This is a genomic window from Janthinobacterium pasteuri (assembly GCF_051380775.1).
Classification (GTDB): domain Bacteria; phylum Pseudomonadota; class Gammaproteobacteria; order Burkholderiales; family Burkholderiaceae_D; genus Janthinobacterium.
The window spans coordinates 79,398-101,950 of the sequence record NZ_JBNYXS010000023.1 but is presented as its reverse complement, the minus strand read 5'-3'; the positions used below and the strand labels follow the sequence as shown (position 1 = coordinate 101,950).

Annotated in this window: 21 protein-coding genes; 15 read left to right on the top strand and 6 right to left on the bottom strand. The window is 62.5% G+C overall.

Annotated features, from left to right (window positions below; all coding sequences use genetic code 11):
- Window positions 1-149: 149 nt before the first annotated feature.
- A complete protein-coding gene (locus tag ACQ4WN_RS20990; protein ID WP_436553260.1) occupies window positions 150-1,598 on the bottom strand; it encodes a peptide MFS transporter in 1,449 nt (482 codons plus the stop codon).
- Between the two features lie 368 nt (window positions 1,599-1,966).
- Here ACQ4WN_RS20990 and ppnN point away from each other — a divergent pair, with 368 nt between their 5' ends.
- From ppnN to ACQ4WN_RS20935, 11 genes are all read left to right on the top strand, one after another.
- A complete protein-coding gene (gene ppnN, locus ACQ4WN_RS20985) occupies window positions 1,967-3,337 on the top strand; it encodes a nucleotide 5'-monophosphate nucleosidase PpnN (protein ID WP_436553254.1) in 1,371 nt (456 codons plus the stop codon).
- Between the two features lie 192 nt (window positions 3,338-3,529).
- A complete protein-coding gene (locus ACQ4WN_RS20980) occupies window positions 3,530-4,597 on the top strand; it encodes a LacI family DNA-binding transcriptional regulator (RefSeq protein ID WP_436553253.1) in 1,068 nt (355 codons plus the stop codon).
- 231 nt (window positions 4,598-4,828) lie between these two features.
- A complete protein-coding gene (locus ACQ4WN_RS20975; RefSeq protein WP_436553252.1) occupies window positions 4,829-5,635 on the top strand; it encodes a transporter substrate-binding domain-containing protein in 807 nt (268 codons plus the stop codon).
- Between the two features lie 91 nt (window positions 5,636-5,726).
- Window positions 5,727-6,419, top strand: a complete 693-nt coding sequence (locus tag ACQ4WN_RS20970; protein WP_436553251.1) for an amino acid ABC transporter permease — start codon at window positions 5,727-5,729, stop codon at window positions 6,417-6,419.
- 1 nt (window position 6,420) lies between these two features.
- Window positions 6,421-7,071 (top strand): amino acid ABC transporter permease, encoded by a 651-nt coding sequence (locus tag ACQ4WN_RS20965; protein WP_436553250.1) that lies wholly within the window; start codon window positions 6,421-6,423, stop codon window positions 7,069-7,071.
- Window positions 7,058-7,792 carry an amino acid ABC transporter ATP-binding protein gene (locus tag ACQ4WN_RS20960; RefSeq protein WP_436553249.1) on the top strand — a complete coding sequence of 245 codons (735 nt, stop codon included), beginning with the start codon at window positions 7,058-7,060 and terminating at the stop codon, window positions 7,790-7,792. Before ACQ4WN_RS20965 ends, ACQ4WN_RS20960 begins: the two co-directional genes overlap by 14 nt.
- A complete protein-coding gene (locus tag ACQ4WN_RS20955) occupies window positions 7,789-8,535 on the top strand; it encodes a sugar phosphate isomerase/epimerase family protein (protein ID WP_436553248.1) in 747 nt (248 codons plus the stop codon). The genes ACQ4WN_RS20960 and ACQ4WN_RS20955 overlap by 4 nt, the downstream gene beginning before the upstream one ends.
- Window positions 8,532-9,479 carry a sugar kinase gene (locus tag ACQ4WN_RS20950; RefSeq protein WP_436553247.1) on the top strand — a complete coding sequence of 316 codons (948 nt, stop codon included), beginning with the start codon at window positions 8,532-8,534 and terminating at the stop codon, window positions 9,477-9,479. The genes ACQ4WN_RS20955 and ACQ4WN_RS20950 overlap by 4 nt, the downstream gene beginning before the upstream one ends.
- 18 nt (window positions 9,480-9,497) lie before the next feature.
- Entirely contained in the window at window positions 9,498-10,457 is a 960-nt protein-coding gene (locus tag ACQ4WN_RS20945; RefSeq protein WP_436553246.1) for a 2-hydroxyacid dehydrogenase, read from the top strand.
- A gap of 35 nt (window positions 10,458-10,492) precedes the next feature.
- Entirely contained in the window at window positions 10,493-11,515 is a 1,023-nt protein-coding gene (locus ACQ4WN_RS20940; protein WP_436553245.1) for a porin, read from the top strand.
- A 12-nt stretch (window positions 11,516-11,527) separates the two neighbouring features.
- Window positions 11,528-12,529 (top strand): Gfo/Idh/MocA family protein, encoded by a 1,002-nt coding sequence (locus ACQ4WN_RS20935; protein WP_436553244.1) that lies wholly within the window; start codon window positions 11,528-11,530, stop codon window positions 12,527-12,529.
- A gap of 72 nt (window positions 12,530-12,601) precedes the next feature.
- Here the strand turns inward: ACQ4WN_RS20935 and lysS are convergent, their stop codons facing one another.
- From lysS to prfB, 3 genes are all read right to left on the bottom strand, one after another.
- The gene (gene lysS / locus ACQ4WN_RS20930; RefSeq protein WP_436553243.1) at window positions 12,602-14,131 is read right to left on the bottom strand and encodes a lysine--tRNA ligase; all 1,530 of its coding nucleotides are present in this window, start codon (window positions 14,129-14,131) and stop codon (window positions 12,602-12,604) included.
- A gap of 18 nt (window positions 14,132-14,149) precedes the next feature.
- Window positions 14,150-14,845: an HAD family hydrolase gene (locus ACQ4WN_RS20925; RefSeq protein ID WP_436553242.1), complete on the bottom strand. Its 696-nt coding sequence runs from the start codon at window positions 14,843-14,845 to the stop codon at window positions 14,150-14,152.
- A gap of 2 nt (window positions 14,846-14,847) precedes the next feature.
- Window positions 14,848-15,952, bottom strand: a protein-coding gene (gene prfB, locus ACQ4WN_RS20920) for a peptide chain release factor 2 (protein ID WP_436553241.1) whose coding sequence is annotated in 2 segments (ribosomal slippage) — window positions 14,848-15,870 and window positions 15,872-15,952 — 1,104 coding nt in all. Because the reading frame shifts where the segments join, the coding sequence is not laid out codon by codon here.
- A gap of 202 nt (window positions 15,953-16,154) precedes the next feature.
- Between prfB and ACQ4WN_RS20915 the strand changes: the two genes are divergently transcribed.
- Both ACQ4WN_RS20915 and ACQ4WN_RS20910 read left to right on the top strand, forming a co-directional pair.
- Window positions 16,155-18,200, top strand: coding sequence for a bifunctional 2',3'-cyclic-nucleotide 2'-phosphodiesterase/3'-nucleotidase (locus tag ACQ4WN_RS20915; protein ID WP_436553240.1), 2,046 nt, complete (start codon window positions 16,155-16,157; stop codon window positions 18,198-18,200).
- Between the two features lie 20 nt (window positions 18,201-18,220).
- A complete protein-coding gene (locus ACQ4WN_RS20910; protein ID WP_436553239.1) occupies window positions 18,221-18,715 on the top strand; it encodes a tetratricopeptide repeat protein in 495 nt (164 codons plus the stop codon).
- 11 nt (window positions 18,716-18,726) lie between these two features.
- Here ACQ4WN_RS20910 and ACQ4WN_RS20905 read toward each other — a convergent pair whose 3' ends face one another.
- Window positions 18,727-19,137: a hypothetical protein gene (locus ACQ4WN_RS20905; protein ID WP_436553238.1), complete on the bottom strand. Its 411-nt coding sequence runs from the start codon at window positions 19,135-19,137 to the stop codon at window positions 18,727-18,729.
- A 9-nt stretch (window positions 19,138-19,146) separates the two neighbouring features.
- Window positions 19,147-20,043 (bottom strand): hypothetical protein, encoded by an 897-nt coding sequence (locus ACQ4WN_RS20900; RefSeq protein WP_436553237.1) that lies wholly within the window; start codon window positions 20,041-20,043, stop codon window positions 19,147-19,149.
- Between the two features lie 367 nt (window positions 20,044-20,410).
- Here ACQ4WN_RS20900 and ACQ4WN_RS20895 point away from each other — a divergent pair, with 367 nt between their 5' ends.
- Window positions 20,411-21,568 (top strand): ABC transporter substrate-binding protein, encoded by a 1,158-nt coding sequence (locus ACQ4WN_RS20895; RefSeq protein ID WP_436553236.1) that lies wholly within the window; start codon window positions 20,411-20,413, stop codon window positions 21,566-21,568.
- Between the two features lie 93 nt (window positions 21,569-21,661).
- Window positions 21,662-22,552 (top strand): branched-chain amino acid ABC transporter permease, encoded by an 891-nt coding sequence (locus ACQ4WN_RS20890; RefSeq protein ID WP_436553235.1) that lies wholly within the window; start codon window positions 21,662-21,664, stop codon window positions 22,550-22,552.
- The last annotated feature ends 1 nt before the right edge of the window (window position 22,553 follow it).

Below are 22,553 nucleotides of genomic sequence, written 5' to 3'. Positions count from 1 at the left end.
TTATAGCCTTGCCGGCCATCCAGATATTGCCGAACCACTGTCAGCTTGAACTGCTCGTTGTACTTGGTCATGAAAAAACCCCAAAAGTTGGTGTCCAACTTTTGGGGTTCAGTTCACGCAGGCCGCCGTTTTGAGCTAGCACAAGACGCTTACTTCACGCCGTGCATCAGTTTGTTGATCAGCGGTGCGATCAGGAACAGGATCACGCCGGCGCCCAGCAGGGACCAGAAGCCGAAGGTGTAGCCGGACAGGGCCGATTGCACCGACATGCCGCTCGTGCCGCTGACGTGGCTGGCGAAAATGCCCGACAGGTTGTTGCCGATACCGGTCGACAGGAACCAGCCGCCCATGCCCAGGCCGACCAGGCGCACTGGCGCCAGTTTGGTCACCATCGACAGGCCGATAGGCGACAGGCACAGCTCACCGATCGATTGCAGCACGTACACGGTGGTCAGGGTCCAGAACGGGATCTTGTTATCGGCGCCAACCAGGCTCGACAGAGCGAAGATCAGCAAACCGAAGGCCAATGCATTGCCCAGCAAGCCCAGGCCGAATTTGCGCGGGATCGAAGGGTTGACGTTGTGGCGCGCCAGGTAGACCCAGACGGCGGCGATGATAGGCGCGAAGACGATGATGGCCACCGAATTGACGGTCTGGAAGTAGGCGGTAGGGAAGATCCAGAAGCCCAGGTCGCGGTTGACGATCTTGTCAGCCAGGAAAGTAAACGAGCTGCCAGCCTGTTCGAAGAACATCCAGAACAGGATGTTGAAGACGAAGATCAGCAGCATGGCGATGACGCGGTCACGCGCAACTTTACCGTTGCGTATGCCTTCGATCATCAGCATCACGGCCAGACCGACGAACAGCACCGTCAGGACGATTTGCAGCTTTTCAGCACCGACGGTCAGCAGGAAGTACATCAGCGGGATCACGCACAGGCAGCCCAGGGCTACCCAGACGACGCGCATCGGGTTGCCGGAACCGGCTTCCGGAGCGCCGATGCCCTTCAGGGCGCGGCGGCCAATGAAGAACCATACCAGGCTGATCAGCATGCCGAAACCGGAAGCCATGAAAACCATCTTGTACGACGGCATGGCGCTGGTGCCGAAGATCGACTCGGCCAGCCACTGGGTGAAGACGGGCGCAACCATGGCGCCCATGTTGATGCCCATGTAGAAGATCGTGAAGCCACTGTCGCGGCGCGGATCGGCTGTCGTATACAGCTTGCCGACCATGGTCGAGATGTTCGGTTTGAACATGCCGTTACCGACGATCATGGTGGCCAGACCCAGGTTGAAGATGTCCTGGTTCGGTACCGAGATGCAGAACAGGCCGGCAGCCATGAAGATGGCGCCCAGCAGGATCGAGCGCTGGTAGCCGATGACGCGGTCGGCGATGTAGCCGCCGAACAGGGCGCCGGCGTATACCAGCGCGAGGAAGGAACCGTAGGTAAGGTTGGCCGCTGCCTGTCCCGAACCGTCGCCGCCGTGGAACTGGGCAACGATGTACAGTACCAGCGCCCAGCGAACTCCGTAGAACGCGAAGCGTTCCCAGAATTCAGTCATGAACAACATCCACAATGGGCTTGGATGGCCCATAATCTGCTTGAACTCGGGAATAACGGCTTCCTTGTTGGGCGTAGTCGCACCGCTCATGCGGTTCCTCCTGAAAAATTATTATAGTCAATCGATACAACAAACTTATGGAAGCCTGCGGGCGGCGGGGACTCTCATGAAGAACCTCACGCACGGGAATTCCAATAGGCTGGCATTCTAATCTACAAATTGCGCTGCGCGAAGATTTCGATTCGCATTAGCAAGAATGACTGTTTCATATTAGTCAAACCGGTTTGCAGGCAAGGGCGGCCGGGGCGATTTGGCGGCGCCACAGCACAACCTGCCCGACTTGTCGTATATTGAGGCTGCAAGACCTTCGAGCATCGATTTTTAAAGGAATTTTTCGCATTATGGAACACGACGTTATCGATACTCTGGTTTCACCGGAAGGCCGCCTGGACGTGCTCTCCAAGACTGAAGTCAACAAACTGCTCGACACCAGCCAGGGCGGCCTGTACAACACCTTCCGCCGCTGCGCGCTGGCGGTCTTGAATTGCGGCAGCACGATCGACGATGGCCGCGCCTTGCTGGAGCGCTACCAATCGTTTGAAATCTCCATCATCCAGCGCGAGCGCGGCATCAAGCTCGACATCAAGGGCGCGCCAGCCATCGCCTTTGTCGATGGCAAGATGATCAAGGGCATCCACGAGCACCTGTTTGCCGTGCTGCGCGACATCATCTTTGTCAGCGATGAAGTCACGGGCAACCCGAAATTCGACCTGCAGAGCACGGAAGGGGTGACGGACGCGGTCTTCCACATCCTGCGCAACGCGAACGTGCTGCAAACCCAGCTCAATCCGAACCTGGTGGTGTGCTGGGGCGGCCATTCGATCAACCGCGCCGAATACAATTATTCGAAGGAAGTGGGCTACCAGCTGGGCTTGCGCAGCCTCGACATCTGCACCGGTTGCGGCCCGGGCGCCATGAAGGGGCCCATGAAGGGCGCCACCATCGGCCACGCCAAGCAGCGCCTGCACAATGGCCGCTACCTGGGCATCACCGAGCCGGGCATCATCGCCGCCGAATCGCCGAACCCCATCGTCAATGACCTGGTCATCATGCCGGACATCGAAAAACGCCTGGAAGCGTTCGTGCGCGCGGGCCACGGCATCGTCGTATTCCCCGGCGGCGCGGGCACGGCCGAAGAGATTTTGTACATCCTCGGCATCCTGCTGCACCCGGACAATGCCGGGATTCCTTTCCCATTGATCTTCACGGGACCGGAAACCTCGCGCGAGTATTTCGTGCAGGTCAACCAATTCATCAGCGACACCCTGGGCCCGGAAGCGCAGCAGCGCTATAAAATCATCATCGACGACCCGGAACTGGTGGCGCGCGAAATGCTCGAAGGCATCCGCCAGGTGCGCGAATTCCGCAAAGCCCATAGCGATGCGTATTATTTCAATTGGCTGCTGAAGATCGACCACGAGTTCCAGAAGCCCTTCCACCCCACGCATGAAAACATGCGTAACCTGAGCCTGCACAAGAATCAGCCCACGCACTTGCTGGCAGCCCAGCTGCGACGCGCGTTTTCCGGCGTGGTGGCGGGTAACGTCAAGGACGACGGCATCCGCTCGATCGAAGAGCACGGCAACTTCGAAATCCATGGCGACAAGGACATCATGGGCCCCATGGATGCGCTGCTGGCATCGTTCGTGGCGCAGCACCGCATGAAGCTGGCGGGTACGGCGTACGTGCCTTGCTACACAGTAGTCCAGTAAGCTGTTTTTCAGCCTGCGCCGCCCGCTCCCTGCGTTGTCCGGGGGCGGGCGGCGCTTTTTCATCTACGCCCCCAGCGTGTGCGTTCGCCACCACAAGTCATCAAATCGCTTGCGTCATCGATTCGTGGGTGCTATCTTTGGAACCGGTTCCAAAATAAAAATATGAACGTCAACAGGTAGTGGAGAGCAACCTTGGATTCAGTACGCGGCAGTAAAAAAACAGTCTCCGGCGAGCCGGCCCGGCCCGTGACCATCGCCCAGGTGGCGCGCGAGGCGGGCGTGTCGAAGACCAGCGTGTCGCGCTTTCTGGGCGGCGAACTCGATGCCCTGTCCGAGAACATCCGCCAGCAGATCGGCAGCACCATCGCGCGCCTCGGCTATCAGCCGAACCAGATGGCGCGCGGCCTGAAACGTGGGCGCACGCGCCTGATCGGCATGGTCGTGGCGGACATGCTCAATCCCTACACGGTGGCGGTGTTGCAAGGCGTGGAGGCGGCTTGCCAGCAGCATGGCTATACCTTGATCTTGTGTAATACAGGCAATGACGAACAGCGCGAACGGCAGTCGCTTGCCGCGCTGCGCTCGTACAGCGTGGAAGGGCTGATCGTCAACACGCAGGGGCGCAACATCCAATCGTCCGACTTGCAGCAGGCGGACATGCCCATCGTACTGGTCGACCGGCGCATCGAGGGCGTCGATTTTGACCTGGTGGGCCTGGACAATGTGCAGGCGGGCCGACTGGCCACCGCACATTTGATCGAGCAGGGTTTCGACGCCATCGCCTTCGTCGCGCCGCCCTTGACGGGCGTCAGTTCGCGCCTGTTGCGCGCCGACGGTTTTCAGGCCGTGATGGCCGAGCATCCGGGCTGCGTGGGCGCAGTGCTGGCAGTAGACCTGGACGACCGTCCCTCCATCGACGCGCAGGTACGGCAATGCCTGGCGCAGTGGCGCGGCCGCCGCGTGGCGCTGCTGGCCTCGAACGGCATGGTGGCGCTGGAACTGGCGCTGATGCTGCAGCGCCTTGCGCTGCGCATGCCGCAAGATGTGGGCTTGCTGGGCTTTGACGAATTGCCATGGTCGCCGCTGGCGGGCCTGAGCACGATCGAGCAGCAGACCTACGAGATCGGCTTTTCGGCGATGACGTGCATGCTGTCGCGCCTGCAGGGCGAGCAGTGCCCGCCGCGCGAGGTGCTGTTGCCCGGCAAGTTAATTGTGCGTAATTCCACCCAAGGCGGTGACGTACGCAAGGGTAGCGATTGACGGGGAAGAGGGCGTTGCCCTTTTTTTTGGGGAAGGTATGGAACCGGTTTCATAGAGGACGTTCACACTGGAAAGGGGCATCGATAGTCAGGCAGGGCAATGACAGGAGGTTGGCAGGAGGTTGGTACGAGCTTGAAACGATACGGCAAGAGACGATCTGAATCGTCCATTTGACAATATTCCCGGATGTGCCTCGACGAGGCCGGTACCGGGATCACAGGAGACTGAAACATGAAGATGACGACACTGTTTTACGCGAAGATCGTGGCTTGTGCGCTTGCCGCCACGTGCACCCTGGGCGCGGCGGCCGACGCCGGCGCCCAGACGCTTGGCGACCTGATCAAGAAGGGCAAGCTGACCATCGGCGTGGTCAGCGGCACGCCGCCGTTTGGCAGCATCGACGCCAAGGGCGCGCCCGTCGGCTATGACGTCGATGTCGCCAACCTGATCGGCAAATACATGAACCTGCCCGTGGAAGTGGTGCCCCTGACGGCGCCCTCGCGCGTGCCATCGCTGGAATCGGGCAAGGTCGATTTCCTCGTGGCGACCCTGGCGCCCACGCCGGAACGGGCCAAGACCTTGATGTTCACCATGCCTTACAGCGCGTTCGAACTGGCCATCGTCGCGCCGGTCGGCGGCAAATTCAAGGCCCTGGCCGACTTGAAGGGCAAGAAGGTGGGCGTGACGCGCGGCACCACGAATGACACGGCGCTGAGCCGCATGGCGCCGGCCGGCACGGCCATTGTGCGTTTCGAGGATGACGCCACCGTCACCCAGGCTTTGCTCAGCAAGCAGGTCGACGCCGTCTCGATCCCCAGCACGATGGCGCTCGACATCATCAAGACGCGCGGCGCGGGCAAGATCGAGGTCAGGTTCACGTATTCCGTGCAACCGAATTCGATGGCGGTGCGCCGCGGCGACTTCGAGCTGCATCAGTGGCTCAACAATTTCATCTACTACGTCAAGCTGAACGGCGAACTCGACGCCATCGCGCGCAAGTGGAGCGGCGCGCCGCTGCCGCCATTGCCGACCTTCTGATACCGCAAGCTGCATAGGGAAAGTGTTGGTCCGCACGGCGCGCCACCATGGTGGCGTCGCCGGGGATGCGCACGTAGATAAGGAGCTGAGTATGCCGTATGAATTTCATTTTGAACTCGTCATGCAATCGCTGGACCGCCTGTTGTGGGGCGCGGCGCTGACGATACGCCTGAGCGCCCTGGCTATGGTGCTGGGACTGGCGGTAGGCGTGTGCGCCGCCGTCATCCTGAAAAATGGTCCCGCCTATGCCCGCGTGGCGGTGCGCGCATATGTCGAGGTGATCCGCAGCACGCCGTTCCTGGTGCAGCTGTTCATCATTTACTTTGGCCTGCCGTCGCTGGGCTTGCAGCTTGACGCGAATGGCGCCGCGCTCGTCGCCATGACGGTCAACCTGGGCGCTTATGCGGCGGAAATCGTGCGCGCCGGCATCGGCGCCGTGCATCCGTCGCAGCTGGAGGCGGCGCAGGCGCTGGGCATGACGCGCTGGCAGGTGATGCGCCACGTGGTGCTGCTGCCGGCGCTGGAAAAAGTGTATCCGGCGCTGGCCAGCCAGTTCACGCTGATGATGCTCGCTTCGAGCGTGGTGTCGGCCATCTCCGCCGAAGAGCTGACTGCCGCTGCCCACCTGCTCGACGCGGAAACCTTCCGCAGCTTCGAGATCTACATCGTCGTGATGGTGCTGTACATCCTGCTGGCCCTGCTGTTCCGCTTCGGCTTCTGGGTACTGGGCCAGATCGTCTTCAAACGCCGCCGCCGTCTGGGCGCGGTACGCATGGGAGCATGACATGATCAGTGACTTTTCCTGGGATAACCTGCAATTCCTGCTCGAAGCCACGCGCTGGACCATCGGCCTGTCGCTGATCGTCTTCATCACGGGCGGCATCGCCGGTTTCGCGGTGGCGCTGCTGCGCACGGCGCGCAGCCCGTTCCTGCGTTTCATCAGCGCCCTGTACATCCAGCTGGTCCAGGGCACGCCGGTGCTGATCGTGCTGTTTCTTACCTATTACGGCCTGGCCCTGTTCGGCTACAAGCTGTCGCCGATCATTGCGGCCGGGGCGGCGATGACGATCTTTGCCAGCGCCTACCTGGGCGAGATCTGGCGCGGCTGCATCGAAGGCGTGCAGCGGCAACAGTGGGAAGCATCGGGCGCGCTGGCGCTGAACCGCTACCAGCAGCTGCGCTACGTCATCCTGCCGCAGGCGCTGCGCCATTCGCTGCCGCCGACGGTGGGCTTCATGGTACAGATCATCAAGAATACCTCGATCACCTCGATCATCGGCGTGGTGGAATTGACGCGGGCAGGGCAACTGGTCAGCAACGCGACCTTCCTGCCTTTCATCGTCTTCCCTGTCGTCGCCCTGATCTACTTTGCGATGTGCTATCCGCTGTCGCGCTACAGCCATTCACTGGAAAGGAAATTCCATGCCCATCGTTGAAATTGACAATATCAGCAAGAGTTTCGGCACCAATCACGTGCTCAAGGGCGTGTCGCTCGCCGTCGAGCGGGGCCAGGTCATCGCCGTGATCGGCCGCAGCGGTTCCGGCAAGAGCACCATGCTGCGCTGTATCAACGGCCTGGAAACCATCGACAGCGGCAGCATCGTCGTGGCCGGCCATACGCTGACGGCGCGCCAGGAGCATCTGCTCGATTTGCGCAAGGATGTCGGCATGGTCTTCCAGAGCTACAACCTGTTCCCCCACCTGACCGTGGAAGAAAACGTCATGCTGGCGCCACGCATCGTCAAGAAGGTGCCCGATGCCCAGGGCCGCGCCACGGCGCTGCGCGTGCTCAGGCAGGTGGGCCTGGACCACAAGCGCGACGCCTATCCCGAGCAGCTGTCGGGCGGCCAGCAGCAGCGCGTGGCGATCGCCCGTTCGCTGGCGATGGAGCCGCAGGTGATGCTGTTCGACGAAGTGACGTCGGCGCTCGACCCGGAACTGACGCAGGAAGTGCTGAAGGTGATGGAAGAGCTGGCGCAGGCGGGCATGACGATGCTGCTGGTGACGCACGAGATGGAGTTCGCGCGGCGCATGGCCCACGTCACCGTCTTCATGCACCAGGGAACGGTGTGGGAGAGCGGGCCGTCGGAAGCCTTCTTCAGCAACCCGCAAACGCCCGAAGCGCGTCAGTTCGTCGGCGCGGGAGCGATCAAATGAGCCCCGTTCTGGTGGCGGCGTCGGCCTATGGCGCGAGCAGGGTAAGGCAGTTGGGGCAAAGCCATTTCATCGACGTGGTGGCCGATGCGGGCGGCGCAGGCATTGAAATCCGTCGCGAACTGTTCACCTCCGACTTGCCGGACCTTGCGCGCATGGGCGCGGCGGTGGCCGCGCGCGGCCTGTACTGCGTGTATTCCACGCCCATCGAATTGTGGGGCGCGGACAGCCTGCTGCAGCACGAGCTGCTGCAGCAGATGCTGGACGAGGCGGCGAGGCTCGGCGCGCGCTATCTGAAGGTGTCGCTGGGCCATTACCCGGCCGCGCCGGACCTGCAAGCCTTGAATGCCCAGCTGGCGGCCGCGCCCGTGGCGCTGCTGGTGGAAAACGACCAGACGGCCCACGGCGGCAAGCTGGCGGCTATGGCGCGCTTCCTGGCGGCGGCGCACGAAATCGGGCTGCCGGTGGGACTGACCTTCGACATCGGCAACTGGCGCTGGGTGGGCGAGGATGCGCAGCAGGCGGCGCGTTTGCTGGCGCCGTACGTGCGCTATGTGCATTGCAAGGCCGTCATGGAAGATGCGGGCCGGCTATCTGCCTGCGCCGTTTCCGAGGCCGATCCCGCCTGGCGCGCCGTCTTCGCGCACTTTGCGCCGGGCGTGCAGCGGGCCATCGAATTCCCGCTCAACGGCGCCGACCTGGTGGCCGAAACGGGACGCTACATTCAGATGCTGGAGGCCGCATGATGAAGCTCGACGTCGTTACGTACGGCGAGGCGATGGCGATGTTCGTTGCCGAGGAAACGGGGGATCTGGCGGACGTGGCGCATTTCACGCGCCGCCTGGCCGGCGCCGAAACCAACGTCGCCATCGGCCTGGCGCGCCTGGGCTTGCGCGTTGGCTGGCTGAGCCGGGTGGGCGATGACTCGTTCGGCCGCTTCATCCGCGCCAGCGTGCAGGCCGAAGGCGTCGATTGCAGCCGGGTCGCCGCCGTCGCCGGCCAGTCCAGCGCTTTCCAGCTCAAGGCGCGCGCCGAGAACGGTGCCGATCCGCTGGTCGAATACTTCCGCAAGGGTTCCGCCGCCAGCCGGCTGGCGCCCGAGCATTTCGATCCCGCCTATTTCCTGTCCGCGCGCCACCTGCATGCCACGGGCGTGGCCGCGGCGCTGTCCGAGACCAGCCTGGCGTTCGCCGGCCAGGCGCTCGACTTCATGCGCGAGCATGGGCGGAGCGTGTCGTTCGATCCGAACCTGCGGCCCTCTCTGTGGCCTTCACAAGCTGTCATGGTCGAACAGATCAACCGCCTCGCTGCCAAGGCGGACTGGGTGCTACCCGGCCTGGGGGAAGGGAAAATCCTCACCGGCCACGACTTGCCGCACGACGTCGCCGGCTTTTATCTGCAGCAGGGCGCGCGGCTGGTGGTCATCAAGCTGGGTGCCGAGGGCGCGTATTACCGCACGGCCGATGGCGACAGCGGCATGGTGCCGGGCGAGCGCGTGGCCAACGTGGTCGACACGGTGGGCGCGGGCGACGGCTTCGCGGCCGGCCTGGTCAGCGCCTTGCTGGAAGGCTTGCCGTTGGCGCAGGCGGTAAGGCGCGGCAACCGCGTTGGCGCCTTCGCCATCCAGGTGGCCGGCGACATGGAAGGCTTGCCGACCCGTGCCCAGCTCGACGCGCTGGTCCAATCTTGAAGCGAACAGGGGAAACACATGAAAAAAAATGTCGTTGTGTATAAAAAGCTGGCCGAACCGCTGCTGGCGCGCCTGCGCGCCGAGTGCGAGGTAACGTATTTCGAGGCCATCGATGCTGGCAACCGCGCCGCGTTCGCCGATGCCATCCGCGGCGCGCATGGCTTGCTGGGCGCCAGCGTGCGGCTGGACCGAGAACTGCTGGACCCGGCCTTTGACCTGCGCATCATTTCCACCATTTCGGTGGGCGTCGACCAGTTCGACGTCGATTATCTGCGCGAGCGGGGCATCTTGCTGGCCAATACGCCGGACGTGCTGACGGAAACGACGGCCGACACGATCTTCGCGCTGATCCTCGCCAGCGCGCGGCGCGTCGTCGAACTGGCCGAATTCGTCAAGGCGGGAGGCTGGACGCGCAGCGTGGGCGAAAGCCAGTACGGCGTCAACGTGCATGGAAAAACCATCGGCATGCTGGGCATGGGCCGCATCGGCCGCGCCGTCGCCCGCCGCGCCGCGCTGGGTTTTGGCATGCAGGTGCTGTACCTGAACGGCGAGGCGGTGCCCGAGGTGGAGGCGGCGCTGGGTGCGCGCCAGGTGGCGTTCGACGACTTGCTGGCCGGGTCCGATTTCGTCTGCGTGGTGCTGCCGCTGACGGCGCAGACGGAGCGCATGATGGGCCGGCGCGAGTTCGCGCTGATGCGCCCGGGCGCCATCTTCATCAACGGTTCGCGCGGGCGCATCGTCGACGAGGCAGCGCTGATCGAGGCGCTGCAAAATCGCACGATCCATGGCGCCGGCCTCGACGTGTTCGAGCGCGAGCCGGTGGCGCCGGACAATGCGCTGCTGGGCATGGCCAATGTGGTGGCGCTGCCGCACATCGGCTCGGCAACGCACGAAACGCGCTACGCCATGGCGCAGCAAGCCGTGGACAACCTGCTGGCCGGCTTGCGCGGCGAGCGTCCGCGCCACCTGGTGAGCTAAGAACAGTATCGACAAAAAGACAGACAGGGCAAGACATGAAGAACAAGGTAGCAGGAGCAATGATCATCGGCGCCGGCGCTTGCAGCAGCCTGTGCTTGGCGCAGTCGCACGTGGCCATGTACGGCATCGCGGACCTGGGCCTGGTGTCCGAGAGCGGTGGCGCCGGCGGCAGGGTGCTCAAGCTGACCAGCGGCATCGCCAACGGCTCGCGGCTCGGTTTCAAGGGCAGCGAAGACCTGGGCGGCGGCATGACGGCGATCTTTACGATGGATGCAGGCATCCTGGCCGACACGGGCGCTTCGGCCCAGGGCGGCCTGCTGTTCGGGCGCCAGGCTTTCGTCGGCCTCGCCGGCGCGGCGGGCACGCTGCGGCTGGGCCGCCAGTACACCTTCATCGATAGCAGTCTGGGCGCGCTGGACCCGTTTTACCTGGGTTTTGCGGGCAGGATGAGCAATGTCTTCACGGCTGGCTACATCAGCCGGGTCGATAACAGCATCACCTACAGCTCGCCCGTGCGCGGAGGTCTCTCCGGCGAACTGGCGTATGGCTTCGGCGAAGTGCCCGGCGACGCAGCGGCCAGGCGCTACACGGGCGCGGCGGCAACCTATGCCAGCGGGCCGCTGTATCTGCGCATGGCGCACCAGGATGCGAATACGATATCAAACGCGCTGGTGACGGGCAGGGCGCGCAACACGGTACTTGGCGCCACCTGGGACTTCGGCGTGATCAAGGCGCATGGCGCCGTTGCCGTCAGCAAGAGCACGGCGGGTGCCGCCACCACGCTCGACAGCGCGGACCTGATGCTGGGCGCCACCGTGCCGGTGGGCCCGCACCGCATCCTGTTCTCGTACGTGCGGCGCGACGACCGGCGCGCGGCCAACGGTGACGCTTCGCAGATCGGCATCGGCTACACCTACGCGCTGTCGAAGCGCAGCACCTTGTACGCGGCCTATGCGCATATCGACAACCGCAACGGCGCCGCCTACCTGGTGGGCAACGCCACCGACAACGGCAGCGGCAACCAGGCCTGGAACCTTGGCCTGCGCCACACTTTTTAACTGGAGGATGGAATGAAGAAGATCGGATGGATTTTGGTTGGCGCCAGCACCGTTGCGCGCGAATGGATGGTTGATGCGATCCGCCAGCAGGGCGACGCGGAAGTGCTGGCCGTGGTCAGCCGCGATGCCGTGCGCGGCGCCGCCTTTGCCGCGCAGTTCGGCATAGGCGCCAGCTACACGGACCTGAGCACGGCGCTGGCGCATCCGGGCGCGGACGCCGTGTACATCAGCACCACTAACGAATGGCATATGGCGCAGACCTTGCAGGCGGCGCGCGCCGGCAAGCACGTGTTGTGCGAAAAGCCGCTGGCGCTGAAGCTGGAGGACGCCCGCCGCATGGTGGACGGCTGCGCCGAAGCGGGCGTGGTGCTGGGGATTAACCACCACCTGCGCAATGCCGCCAGCCACGGCAAGGTGCGCGAGTTGATACGCGCCGGCGAGATTGGCCAGCCCCTGTATTGCCGCGTGCTGCACGCGAACAACCTGCCGCAGCACCTGCGCGGCTGGCGCGTGGACGCGCCGGAGTCGGGCGGCGTCACGCTCGACATGTTCGTGCACGATGTCGACACCCTGCGCTTCCTGCTCGATGCGGAACCGCGCCATGTCACCGCTTGCGCCACCAGCGGCGGCATGACGGTGGCCGGGCTGGAAGAGGGCCTGATGGCCGTCATCGAATTCGACAACGGCACCCTGGTGCAGGTGCACGACGCTTTCAACGCGCCGCATTCGCTGTCCGGCGTGGAAATCATCGGCAGCAAGGGCACCATTTTCGCTACCGGCGTCATGACGCAGCGCCCCGTCGGCACCATTTGCCTGACCCGCGACGGCGGCAGCGTCGACATCCCCGTCGAGCATGAAAACCTGTACGTGCGCTCGGTGCGCGCCTTCCAGCGCGCCATGCGCGGCGACGGGCAGCCGGCCGCCACTGGCGACGACGGCATGCGCGCGCTGGCCACAGCATTGGCGGCGCAGCAGGCCAGCCGCAGCCATCAGCGCGTGACCCTGGCCGGCTGATAGCCGGCCGCACAAGTAAAAAAGCCGCCTGATCGCAAAATCAGGCGGCTTTTTAGGGGCTTGCGTCCGTGATTAGTCTTCGCGGCGCAGGTGAGGGAACAGCAAGACGTCACGGATGTTCGGCGAATCCGTGATGATCATCATCAGGCGGTCGATGCCGATACCGCAGCCGCCGGCTGGCGGCATGCCGTATTCCAGCGCGCGGATGTAGTCGGCGTCGTAGAACATCGCCTCTTCATCGCCGGCGTCCTTGGCAGCGACTTGCGCCAGGAAGCGTGCCGACTGGTCTTCCGCGTCGTTCAACTCGGAGAAGCCGTTGGCGATTTCGCGGCCCACCATGAACAGCTCGAAGCGTTCGGTGATGCCTGCCACCGTGTCGGAAGCGCGCGCCAGTGGCGACACTTCGACAGGGTAGTCGATGATGTAGGTCGGTTCCCACAGCTGCGCTTCAGCCGTCTCTTCGAACAGCGCCAGTTGCAGCGCGCCCAGGCCGGCCGTAGCGAACGGCTTGACGCCGAATTTCTTCAGCTCTTCCTTGATGAAGTCGGCATCGCTTAACTGCTCCGGCGTGTAGCCCGGTGCGTACTTGTTGATCGCTTCGACGATGGTCAGGCGGTGGAACGGCTTTGCCAGGTCCAGCTCGCGGCCGCCGTAGGTCAGGGTGGCGGTGCCGTGCGCGTCGATGGCGGCCTGGCGAATGACGGCTTCCGTGAAGTCCATCAGCCATTTGTAGTCGGTGTAGGCCGCGTAGAATTCCATCATCGTGAATTCAGGATTGTGACGGATCGACACGCCTTCGTTGCGGAAGTTGCGGTTGATCTCGAACACGCGGTCGAAGCCGCCCACGACCAGGCGCTTCAGGTACAGCTCTGGCGCGATGCGCAGGAACATCTGCATGTCCAGCGCATTGTGGTGCGTGATGAATGGTTTTGCCGCCGCGCCGCCGGGAATCGTGTGCAGCATCGGCGTTTCCACTTCCATGAACTCGTTCTTTTCCATGAAGCGGCGGATCGACGAGATGGCGGCGGTACGCGCCTTGAAGGTGCGGCGCGTCTCTTCGTTCATGATCAGGTCGACGTAGCGCTGGCGATACTTGGTTTCCTGGTCGGCCAGACCGTGGAATTTGTCTGGCAGCGGGCGCAGCGACTTGGTGATCAAACGCAGTTCGGTGACTTTGATGGTCAGTTCGTCCGTCTTGGTCTTGAACAGCGTGCCCGTCACGCCCAGGATATCGCCCAGGTCATAGTGGTGCAGGGCGGCCATGGCCGCTTCGCCCGTCAGGTCGAGCGTGGCGTAGATCTGGATGCGGCCGTCGGCTTTCGGGCCGGAAGCGTCTTGCAGGGTGGCGAAGGCGGCTTTCTTGCCCGCTTCGCGCTTGAGCATCATGCGGCCGGCCAGTACCACGGAGACAGGTTCTGCTTCCAGCTCATCGCGCGTCTTGGCGCCGTATTGCGCATGCAGGTCGGCTGCCTTGTGCTCGGGGCGGAAATCGTTCGGGAAGGCGACGCCTTGTTCGCGCAGTGCTGCCAGCTTGACGCGGCGCTCGGCGATGATCTTGTTTTCATCGGGGGCGGCGGCTTGTTCTTGGATATCCGTAGTCATGGTGTTCTTCGTTGGTGATTATTGATGATGTGGCGCCAGCGCTGGCGCCACGCTGGCAAACAGTGCGTCGATGTCGAGTGCGGAGAAGTCCGGCACGATAGCAATGACGTTGTCGAAGGCGGCAAACGCTTCGGCCGGCAGGGTGGTGGTGAGTACCACGACGCGCATGCCGGCACGGCGCGCCGCTTCCACGCCCAGGGGCGCGTCTTCAAAGACGATACAGTTTTGCGGCAGCGCGCCGGCCAGTAGCGCGCCCTTCAGGAACACGTCCGGGTGTGGCTTCCCCCGTTCCACGTCGGCGGCGCCGACGATGGCGTCGAAGCGATGCCGCAGCTCCAGGCCGTCGAGCGTGAACGCGATGTTCTCGTCCGGCGCGGCCGTGCCCACCACCAGTCCCACGCCGTTCTGGCGCGCGCTGGCGATCAGCTGATCGAATCCGGCCACCGTGGCCAGGTGCGGGCCATACAGTTCGCGGTAGACGACTTCCTTTTCAGCCAGCAGGGTGACATGGTCGGCATCCTCGCCCAGGTACTTGGCGATGATTTCGCGGCCTTGCCGTCCTGCCGTGTCGCGGAAAAAGGCGTCCGCATCCAGCGCATGGCCCTGGCGTTCAAAGAACGCCAGCCACGATGTCGTGTGGAAGGCCATGTTGTCGACGATCGTGCCATCCATGTCAAACAGGAAGGCACGCCGGGCTGGAACGGATGCATTCATCCTTACACGCCTTGCTTGAGCGAGGCGGAGATGAATTCGTCGATGTCGCCATCGAGCACGCCCTTGGTGTTGCCCGTCTCGAAGCCGGTGCGCAAGTCCTTGATGCGCGACTGATCCAGCACGTAGGAGCGGATCTGGTGGCCCCAGCCCACGTCCGTCTTCGAGTCTTCCAGCTTTTGCTGCTCGCTCATGCGCTTGCGCAGTTCATGTTCGTACAGCTTGGCTTTCAGCATTTCCATCGCTTCGGCGCGGTTGCGGTGCTGCGAACGGTCGTTCTGGCACTGCACCACGATGCCGGTCGGCGCATGGGTCATGCGGACGGCGGAGTCGGTCTTGTTGATGTGCTGACCACCGGCGCCCGACGCGCGGTAGGTATCGACGCGGATATCGGCCGGGTTGACGTCGATCTCGATCGAATCGTCGACTTCCGGATACACGAACAGCGACGTAAACGAGGTGTGGCGGCCATTGGCCGAGTCGAATGGCGACTTGCGCACCAGGCGGTGCACGCCCGTTTCCGTGCGCAGGAAGCCGTAGGCGTGATCGCCCTCGACCTTCAGGGTAGCCGTCTTGATGCCGGCAACCTCGCCGTCGGACTGCTCCAGGATCTCGACCTTGAAGCCCTTGCGTTCGCAATAGCGCAGGTACTGGCGCAGCAGCATCGAAGCCCAGTCCTGGGCTTCCGTACCGCCGGCGCCGGCCTGGATGTCGATGAAGCAGTTGTTCGGGTCCATCGGATTGTTGAACATCCGGCGGAACTCCATGCTTTCGATGACCTTGCGGATTTCCTGCACGTCCTGCTCGATCGCTTCCAGCGTCTCGTCGTCGCCTTCTTCGCGGGCCATGTCGAACAGGTCGCGGGTGTCGCGCAGGTCGGCATCGGCATGGGTCAGCGCAAAGACGATGGCTTCCAGCGCCTTCTTCTCTTTACCGAGGTCCTGGGCGCGCTTGGGATCGTTCCAGACGGTCGGATCTTCCAGTTCTTCGTTGACTTGCTCTAGTTTCTCCGACTTGACAGTGAAGTCAAAGATACCTCCGAAGTTCGGCTTCGCGGACCGTCAGGTCGTTCAGCAGGGCGGAGATGATATTGAGGCGTTCGGCTTCCATAATGTTCTGGTCTTCTATGGTGAAATCAAACCCTGAATTATACGCGAGCGCGGCGCGTTTCCGCTGCCGCTGCCGCGCAATTGCTGCTGCACAGGGCAATAAAATGACGATTTTGCTGTATTTGCGACAATATTTTTGCCTTGAAGATGGCTGCCGTGCTGCGTATGATGCTGGCGATATTGTCTTTCTACAGGAACAACTCATGCGCCAAGCCCTGCGCCAACTCCCCCGTCTCGCCCTGTTACCGCTGCTGCTGGCCGGCTGCGGCGCCTTGCCGCCCGCCGCCACCGGGCCTGCCCGGGCGCTGGCCGCCGCGCCGGCTGGCAGCAGCGCCACCCTGGCCCTGCTGGAGACGACGGATTTGCATGCGAATGTGCTCAGTTACGATTACTACAAGCTGCAAGCGGAACCGTCGATCGGCCTGGAACGCACGGCGGCCCTGATCGCCCAGGCGCGCGCGCAATTTCCGAATAACCTCCTGCTCGATAACGGCGACACCATCCAGGGCACGGCGCTGGCCGACTATCAGGCCCTCGTCAAACCGCTGGCCTGCGACCAGACCCTGGCCATCTACAAGGCCATGAATCTGCTGAAGGTCGATGGCGGCGGCATCGGCAACCATGAATTCAACTACGGCCTGGCGTTCTTGAGCCAGGTGACGGGTAACCGTTTTGATGTCGACAGCGTCGATGCCGCCAAACCGCGCTGCGCCGGCCCCGCGTTCCCGCAGGTGCTGGCCAACGTCTATAGCGTCAGGACGGGCAAGCCCCTGTTTGCGCCACACCACATCTTCGACAAGCAAATCACGGCGACCGGCCCCGATGGCAAGGCCGTGACCAGCACCGTGAAGGTGGGCATCATCAGCTTTGCACCGCCCACCATCATGGCCTGGGACAAGCGCTGGCTGGAAGGCCGTGTCTACACGCAAGGCGTGCGCGAGACGGCGGAAAAATTCATTCCCGAGATGCGCGCCAGGGGCGCCGAACTGGTGGTGGCCATTTCCCACGGCGGCCTCGATGACAGCCCGTACTCGCCGACCATGGAGAACGGTAATTACTACCTGTCGCAAGTGCCGGGCGTGGACGCCATGCTGATCGGCCATTCGCACCAGCTGTTCCCGAACCCCACCAGCACGGTGCCGCAGTTTAATTTGCCCGGCGTCGACAAGGTTAAAGGGCTGGTCAACGGCGTGCCTACCGTGATGGCCAATCTGTGGGGCAAGCACCTGGGCGTGATCGGCCTGCACTTGCGCCACGACGGCAAGCAGTGGACCGTCGACAAGAGTGCCACCACGGTGGAAGCGCGCGGCATCCAGAATGCGGACAAGAGTTATGTGGCGCCTGATGCGGCCATCGCCACACTGGTGGCCGAGGAACACGCGGCGACGATTGCCTACGTGCAGACGCCCGTGGGCGCCACGGACTTCCGCATGTCGACGTATTTCGCCGATGTGGGCGATGTCAGCGCCATCGAGGTGGTGAACCAGGCGCAATCGGGCTACCTTGCCGCGTATGTCAAAGCGAACTTGCCGCAGTACGCGCACTTGCCCGTGCTGTCGATGTCGTCGCCGTTCAAGAGCGGTTCGGCCGGCGTGTCCGACTACACGGACGTCAAGGCGGGCAATGTGGCACTGAACAACGCGGCCGACCTGTATTTGTATCCGAACGCACTGTATGGCGTGAAGATGAATGGCGCGGAACTGAAGGCCTGGCTGGAAAAGTCGGCGCAGCGCTTCAATACCATCGATGTCAACAAGGCCGAGCCGCAGGAGCTGGTCAACACGGCGCACCCGAGCTACAACTTTGACGCCATCACCAGTGCCGACGTGCGCTACCAGATCGATGTCACGCAGCCGCCTGGCCAGCGCATCAAGGCGCTCACCTATAAGGGCAGGCCGGTGGACTCAAGCCAGGAATTCCTCATTGCGACAAATAACTACCGCGCCAGCGGCGGCGGCAATTTCCCTGGCCTCGACGGCAGCAAGACGGTGGTGGCCTCGCCCGACAACAACCGCGAACTGCTGATCGCCTATGTCACGCAAGAGAAAAACCTGACGCGCGCGAAAAACGGCTCGGCGCGCAGCTGGCGCTTCGCCAGGGTCGTCACCAAAGGGCCCGTGGTCTTTCACTGCGCACCGAACGTGATCGAGCTGGCGCAAGCGGCCGGCATCGATAACGTCACGCAGCTGAAGGCCGACGATGGCGCAGGCAGGGGCTTTGCGCTGTATCAGCTCGACCTGTCGAAGTGATCAGGCTACTGCCTGGCGCGTTGCTGCTAGCGCTCGCCTGTTGCTCGCTGACGCCCGGGCAAGCGCAGGCGCAGGATGAGGCCAGCAATCAGCTGGTTCAGGCCAAGGCGTTGATGCGCGGCGCTGCGGCAAGCCATCCGCTGGCGCGCGCGCTGTTCAACGTTGCGGCGCAACAGGGCAGCGGGCCCGCCGCCTATTATCTGGGCCTGATGCACAAGAATGGCCTGGGCGGGCCGCAGGATATGGCGTCCGCCATATCCTGGCTGGCACTGGCTGCCCAGCGTGGCGTGGGGCCGGCGATGTTTATCCTGGCGAACCTGCTCCAGGCCAGCGATGAAACGCAGGCTCGCCATTGGCTCGATGCGGCCTGCGCGCAGGAGTATCCGGAAGCCTTGATGCAAAAAGCCATCGCCACGAAAGAAGGGACGATGGGCTATGAGCGCAGCGAGGCACAGTCAGCGTTGCTGTTCAGGATGGCTGAGCATGCGATGGGGCACCGGGGGCAGGAGCCTTGAGGCTGTCTTTTTTATTCCTCGCTGGCCTTGACCAACGCATGAAGGTCTTTCGTTGCATCGATCACGCCCAGTACGTCTTTTGACAGCAAGGTCGCGGCAACACTGACGACGGCCGCGGCGACGTCAATGGCATGCTTGACGTTTTTTATTTTCTCCAGCGCCGCATTGGCGATATCGATCGCCTGGTCGGCCTGCCTGGCGGCCTCTTGTGCTCCATCTGCGATCATGTCGATGCCGTGCGCCTGGAAACTGGCCACCAGTTCATTGAGGTGATCTTCGAGTTCCTTCAGTTCCTCTTTTTGCTGAGGGCTCAGCGTCCTGCGCCCCTTGATCCGCCACGCCAGCAGCAACGTGGAAATCTCGGACAGGTTATTGGCGATTTCGAATGCCTTCAAGGTGGCCTGTTTGTTGATCGTTGCCATGATGTCCTCCTACCAGGTTGCAGGTGCAAGGAAGGCCACCTGGAGTTTCAGTTCATCGACGCGCCGGGAGAATTCCTTCAATTGCTGTTGCAGTTGTGCGCCGTCGTCGCGCGATTTGCGCAGGCTGTCGAGGCTGTCTTGAAAGGCCTTGACGGCCCTTGCATAGCTATCGGGAATTTTTGCGCGTTCGCCCAGTTGCTTCTCGTCGCGATATAGTCGGACCCTGACGTAATTCGTTGCCAGCGGCTCGGCGCGCGCCGTTTCACGCAGGGCCATGTGCAAGACGCCGCTGTCGCGCCGCTCGATCGCGATCCTGTCGCGGTACGCTGTCTGCACATAGGTATTGAGCGCATTGGTGATGACGTCGATTGCCTCTTGCTGGGCGAGTAGTTCATTGATGGCTGATTTCTGCATGTTCTGCGTCAGCAAACGGCTCAGTTGTTCGCTCAGTTTCATGACGAGGCTTACCTGCCTCGGGTCGAGCAGCGGGGTATCGCTGCCGGGAACCGGAATGCTGCTCAGCGCGTCACCGAGGCCGGAAAACTGATCGTGGTAGTCGGCCACCTTGCCGCCACTCAGATATTGCAGGGCTTGCGCGTAGCGCGACAGGACACTGTTCAGGCGCAGTATTTTTTGATTCGAATCGGCGATCTTGTCACAGCCTCGTCTGGCCTGCTGCTCGGCGGCGGCTGGGTCGAAGCCGTCGGTGGAAATCAGGTTCCTGCGCAGCTCATTGTTCATGCAGCTGTCCACGGTGGCGTTGGCGATGGAGGGGAAGGTAATGGTCATTTGCTGGCCCGTCTGTGCAAAGTTGTCGACGGATTTGAAGCTGACGCAACCGCTGAACATACTGAGCAGCAGTGCGGCGAGGGACAGGGCAAGCGATCTTGTCAGGGGTAGCGGCATAACGCCTCCGTGCAGGTGATGGTGCTGGACAGACCCTTGCGGATGCAGGGACACACCTCACCTTAGCAGTCAACGACGGCTCGGCTTTGCGGCGGATCAAGCGAACGAGGTGGGGCGTGTCTCATCGTAAATCGGTACTCGTCTTTCTTCTTGCCGGTCAAGTCATTTCGGGTTTGCCACATATTTTCCTTACAAAAGACTGACATCAGGCCAGAAATTGCGTCTTTTCTGCATGTTGCGATGCGTCATATGTAGTTGTTGCTGGTGCATGTTTACTCACCTACAATGATTTATCGATGGGGCGGTTATCCAGCGTACGACTATAAAAATAAGTGGCATTAAAAACGTTGTATCAGAGGAGATGACAATGAATTTGAAACAGAAATTGCTCGTGGCAAGTTTGGTTTTGGGTTTCTCGCAGGCGGCAGTCGCAGCCGACCCCATCAAGATCGGCGTGTCCGGTCCGTTCACGGGCGGTTCCGCGCCGATGGGCGTGTCGATGCGCGACGGCGTCAAGCTGGCGGTCGCTGAAATCAATGCCAAGGGTGGCGTGCTGGGCCGTTCCCTGCTGCTGATTGAACGCGATGACGAAGCGAAGAACGAACGCGGCGTGCAGATCGCCCAAGAACTCATCAACAAGGAAAAGGTCGCCGCCACCGTCGGCTACATCAACACGGGCGTGGCCCTGGCTTCGCAGCGCTTCTACCAGGAAGCGAAAATTCCCGTCATGAACAATGTGGCGACGGGCTCCATCGTCACCAAGCAATTCGCCGACCAGCCGGAAAACTATATCTTCCGCAATGCGGCCAATGACACCATCCAGTCTGGCATGATCGTGCATGAGGCGATCGAAAACCGCAAGTTCAAGAAAGTGGCGATCCTGGCTGACTCCACCAACTATGGCCAGCTGGGCCGCGAAGACCTGGAAAAGGCGCTGGACAAGAAGGGTATCAAGCCCGTTGTCATTGAAAAATACAACATCAAGGACGTCGACATGACGGCCCAGCTGCTGAAAGCCAAGCAGGCGGGGGCGGAAGTCGTGCTGACCTACGGCATCGGCCCGGAACTGGCGCAGATCGCCAACGGCATGGAAAAACTGGGCTGGAAAGTACCGCTGATCGGCAGCTGGACCCTGGCGATGGGTAATTTCATCGACAACGCGGGCAAGAACGGCGACGGCACGCGCATGCCGCAAACCTTCATCCAGGATGCCAGCACGCCGAAGCGCAAGGCCTTCATCGACGCCTATGTGGCCGCCTACAAGCCATCGGGCGGCCGCATGCCGTCGGCCGTCTCGGCTGCGCAAGGCTACGATTCCATCTACCTGCTGGCCGCGGCCTTCAAGCAGGCGGGCGGCACCGATGGCCCGAAAGTGCGCGCCGCACTGGAAAGCCTGAACGAAAAAGTCGAGGGCGCCGTCACCACTTACAACAAGCCGTTCAGCAAGACCAACCATGAAGCGATCACGGCCGATCTGACCGTGTTTGGCGAAGTCAAGGACGGCAAGGTCGTCCTTGCCAAATAAGTCCGGCTAATTCCAAGTATCTAGCCGCGAAATGGCCAGCCTTGAGGAATCAGGACTGGCCATTTTTTCATCTTTCGTCTTCCGGGGAATACCATGGAAATCTTCCTGCAGCTCGTCTTCAGCGGCATCGCGCTGGGCATGATCTATGCCGTCATCGCCTTCGGCTACCAGCTGACCTTTGCCACTTCCGGCACCCTCAATTTCGGCCAGGGCGAATCCCTGATGCTGGGCGCGCTGGTGGGCCTCTCGCTGGTGGGCACCATCCACGGCGGCCCTTACATGAGCTATCTGCTGATGATCCCCATCGTCATCGCCTTCGGTGCCTTGCAGGGCGTGTTCGTCGAATGGATAGGCGTGCGGCCCGCCATCAAGATCAAGTCCGAATTCGGCTGGATCATGTCGACCATCGCGCTGGCCATCATTTTCAAGAACGTGGCGGAAAATATATGGGGCAAGGATGACCTGATGTTCCCGTCGCCGCTGTCGGCCGCTCCATTCCAGGTGTTCGGCGCGAACGTGCAGCAGATGCAGGTGGCCGTCATCGTCGGCGCGCTGGCCATCATGCTGGCCGTCGAAGTGTTCAACCGCAAATCGATCTACGGCAAGGCAGTGGTGGCGACGGCGAATGACCGCGACGCGGCCGGTTTGATGGGCATCAACACGGGCATGGTCATCACGTTTTCCTACGCGCTGTCGTCGGCCACGGCCGCTTTCGCCGGCGTGCTGGTGGCGCCGCTGACCCTGACGGGAGCCACCATGGGTGCATCACTGGGCTTGAAGGCGTTTGCCGTGGCCATCATCGGCGGGTTGACCTCGGGCGTGGGCGCCATCGTTGGCGGCCTGATCCTGGGCATCGCCGAGACGACCACCGGCTACTACATCTCCACCGGCTACAAGGAAGTGCCTGGCTTGCTGCTGCTGCTGCTGGTGCTGGCCGTCAAGCCGTCCGGCCTGTTCGGCAAAGCCGCGATCAAGAAAGTCTGAG

Coding starts and splice junctions, on each gene's coding strand:
- ACQ4WN_RS20945 (WP_436553246.1), top strand. CDS start 9,498: ATGAAAAAAAATGTCGTTGTGTATAAAAAGCTGGCCGAACCGCTGCTG.
- ACQ4WN_RS20940 (WP_436553245.1), top strand. CDS start 10,493: ATGAAGAACAAGGTAGCAGGAGCAATGATCATCGGCGCCGGCGCTTGC.
- ACQ4WN_RS20960 (WP_436553249.1), top strand. CDS start 7,058: ATGCCCATCGTTGAAATTGACAATATCAGCAAGAGTTTCGGCACCAAT.
- ACQ4WN_RS20890 (WP_436553235.1), top strand. CDS start 21,662: ATGGAAATCTTCCTGCAGCTCGTCTTCAGCGGCATCGCGCTGGGCATG.
- ACQ4WN_RS20905 (WP_436553238.1), bottom strand. CDS start 19,137: ATGGCAACGATCAACAAACAGGCCACCTTGAAGGCATTCGAAATCGCC.
- ACQ4WN_RS20895 (WP_436553236.1), top strand. CDS start 20,411: ATGAATTTGAAACAGAAATTGCTCGTGGCAAGTTTGGTTTTGGGTTTC.
- ACQ4WN_RS20925 (WP_436553242.1), bottom strand. CDS start 14,845: ATGAATGCATCCGTTCCAGCCCGGCGTGCCTTCCTGTTTGACATGGAT.
- ACQ4WN_RS20950 (WP_436553247.1), top strand. CDS start 8,532: ATGATGAAGCTCGACGTCGTTACGTACGGCGAGGCGATGGCGATGTTC.
- ACQ4WN_RS20955 (WP_436553248.1), top strand. CDS start 7,789: ATGAGCCCCGTTCTGGTGGCGGCGTCGGCCTATGGCGCGAGCAGGGTA.
- ACQ4WN_RS20935 (WP_436553244.1), top strand. CDS start 11,528: ATGAAGAAGATCGGATGGATTTTGGTTGGCGCCAGCACCGTTGCGCGC.
- ACQ4WN_RS20900 (WP_436553237.1), bottom strand. CDS start 20,043: ATGCCGCTACCCCTGACAAGATCGCTTGCCCTGTCCCTCGCCGCACTG.
- lysS (WP_436553243.1), bottom strand. CDS start 14,131: ATGACTACGGATATCCAAGAACAAGCCGCCGCCCCCGATGAAAACAAG.
- ACQ4WN_RS20970 (WP_436553251.1), top strand. CDS start 5,727: ATGCCGTATGAATTTCATTTTGAACTCGTCATGCAATCGCTGGACCGC.
- ACQ4WN_RS20915 (WP_436553240.1), top strand. CDS start 16,155: ATGCGCCAAGCCCTGCGCCAACTCCCCCGTCTCGCCCTGTTACCGCTG.
- ppnN (WP_436553254.1), top strand. CDS start 1,967: ATGGAACACGACGTTATCGATACTCTGGTTTCACCGGAAGGCCGCCTG.
- ACQ4WN_RS20965 (WP_436553250.1), top strand. CDS start 6,421: ATGATCAGTGACTTTTCCTGGGATAACCTGCAATTCCTGCTCGAAGCC.
- ACQ4WN_RS20975 (WP_436553252.1), top strand. CDS start 4,829: ATGAAGATGACGACACTGTTTTACGCGAAGATCGTGGCTTGTGCGCTT.
- ACQ4WN_RS20990 (WP_436553260.1), bottom strand. CDS start 1,598: ATGGGCCATCCAAGCCCATTGTGGATGTTGTTCATGACTGAATTCTGG.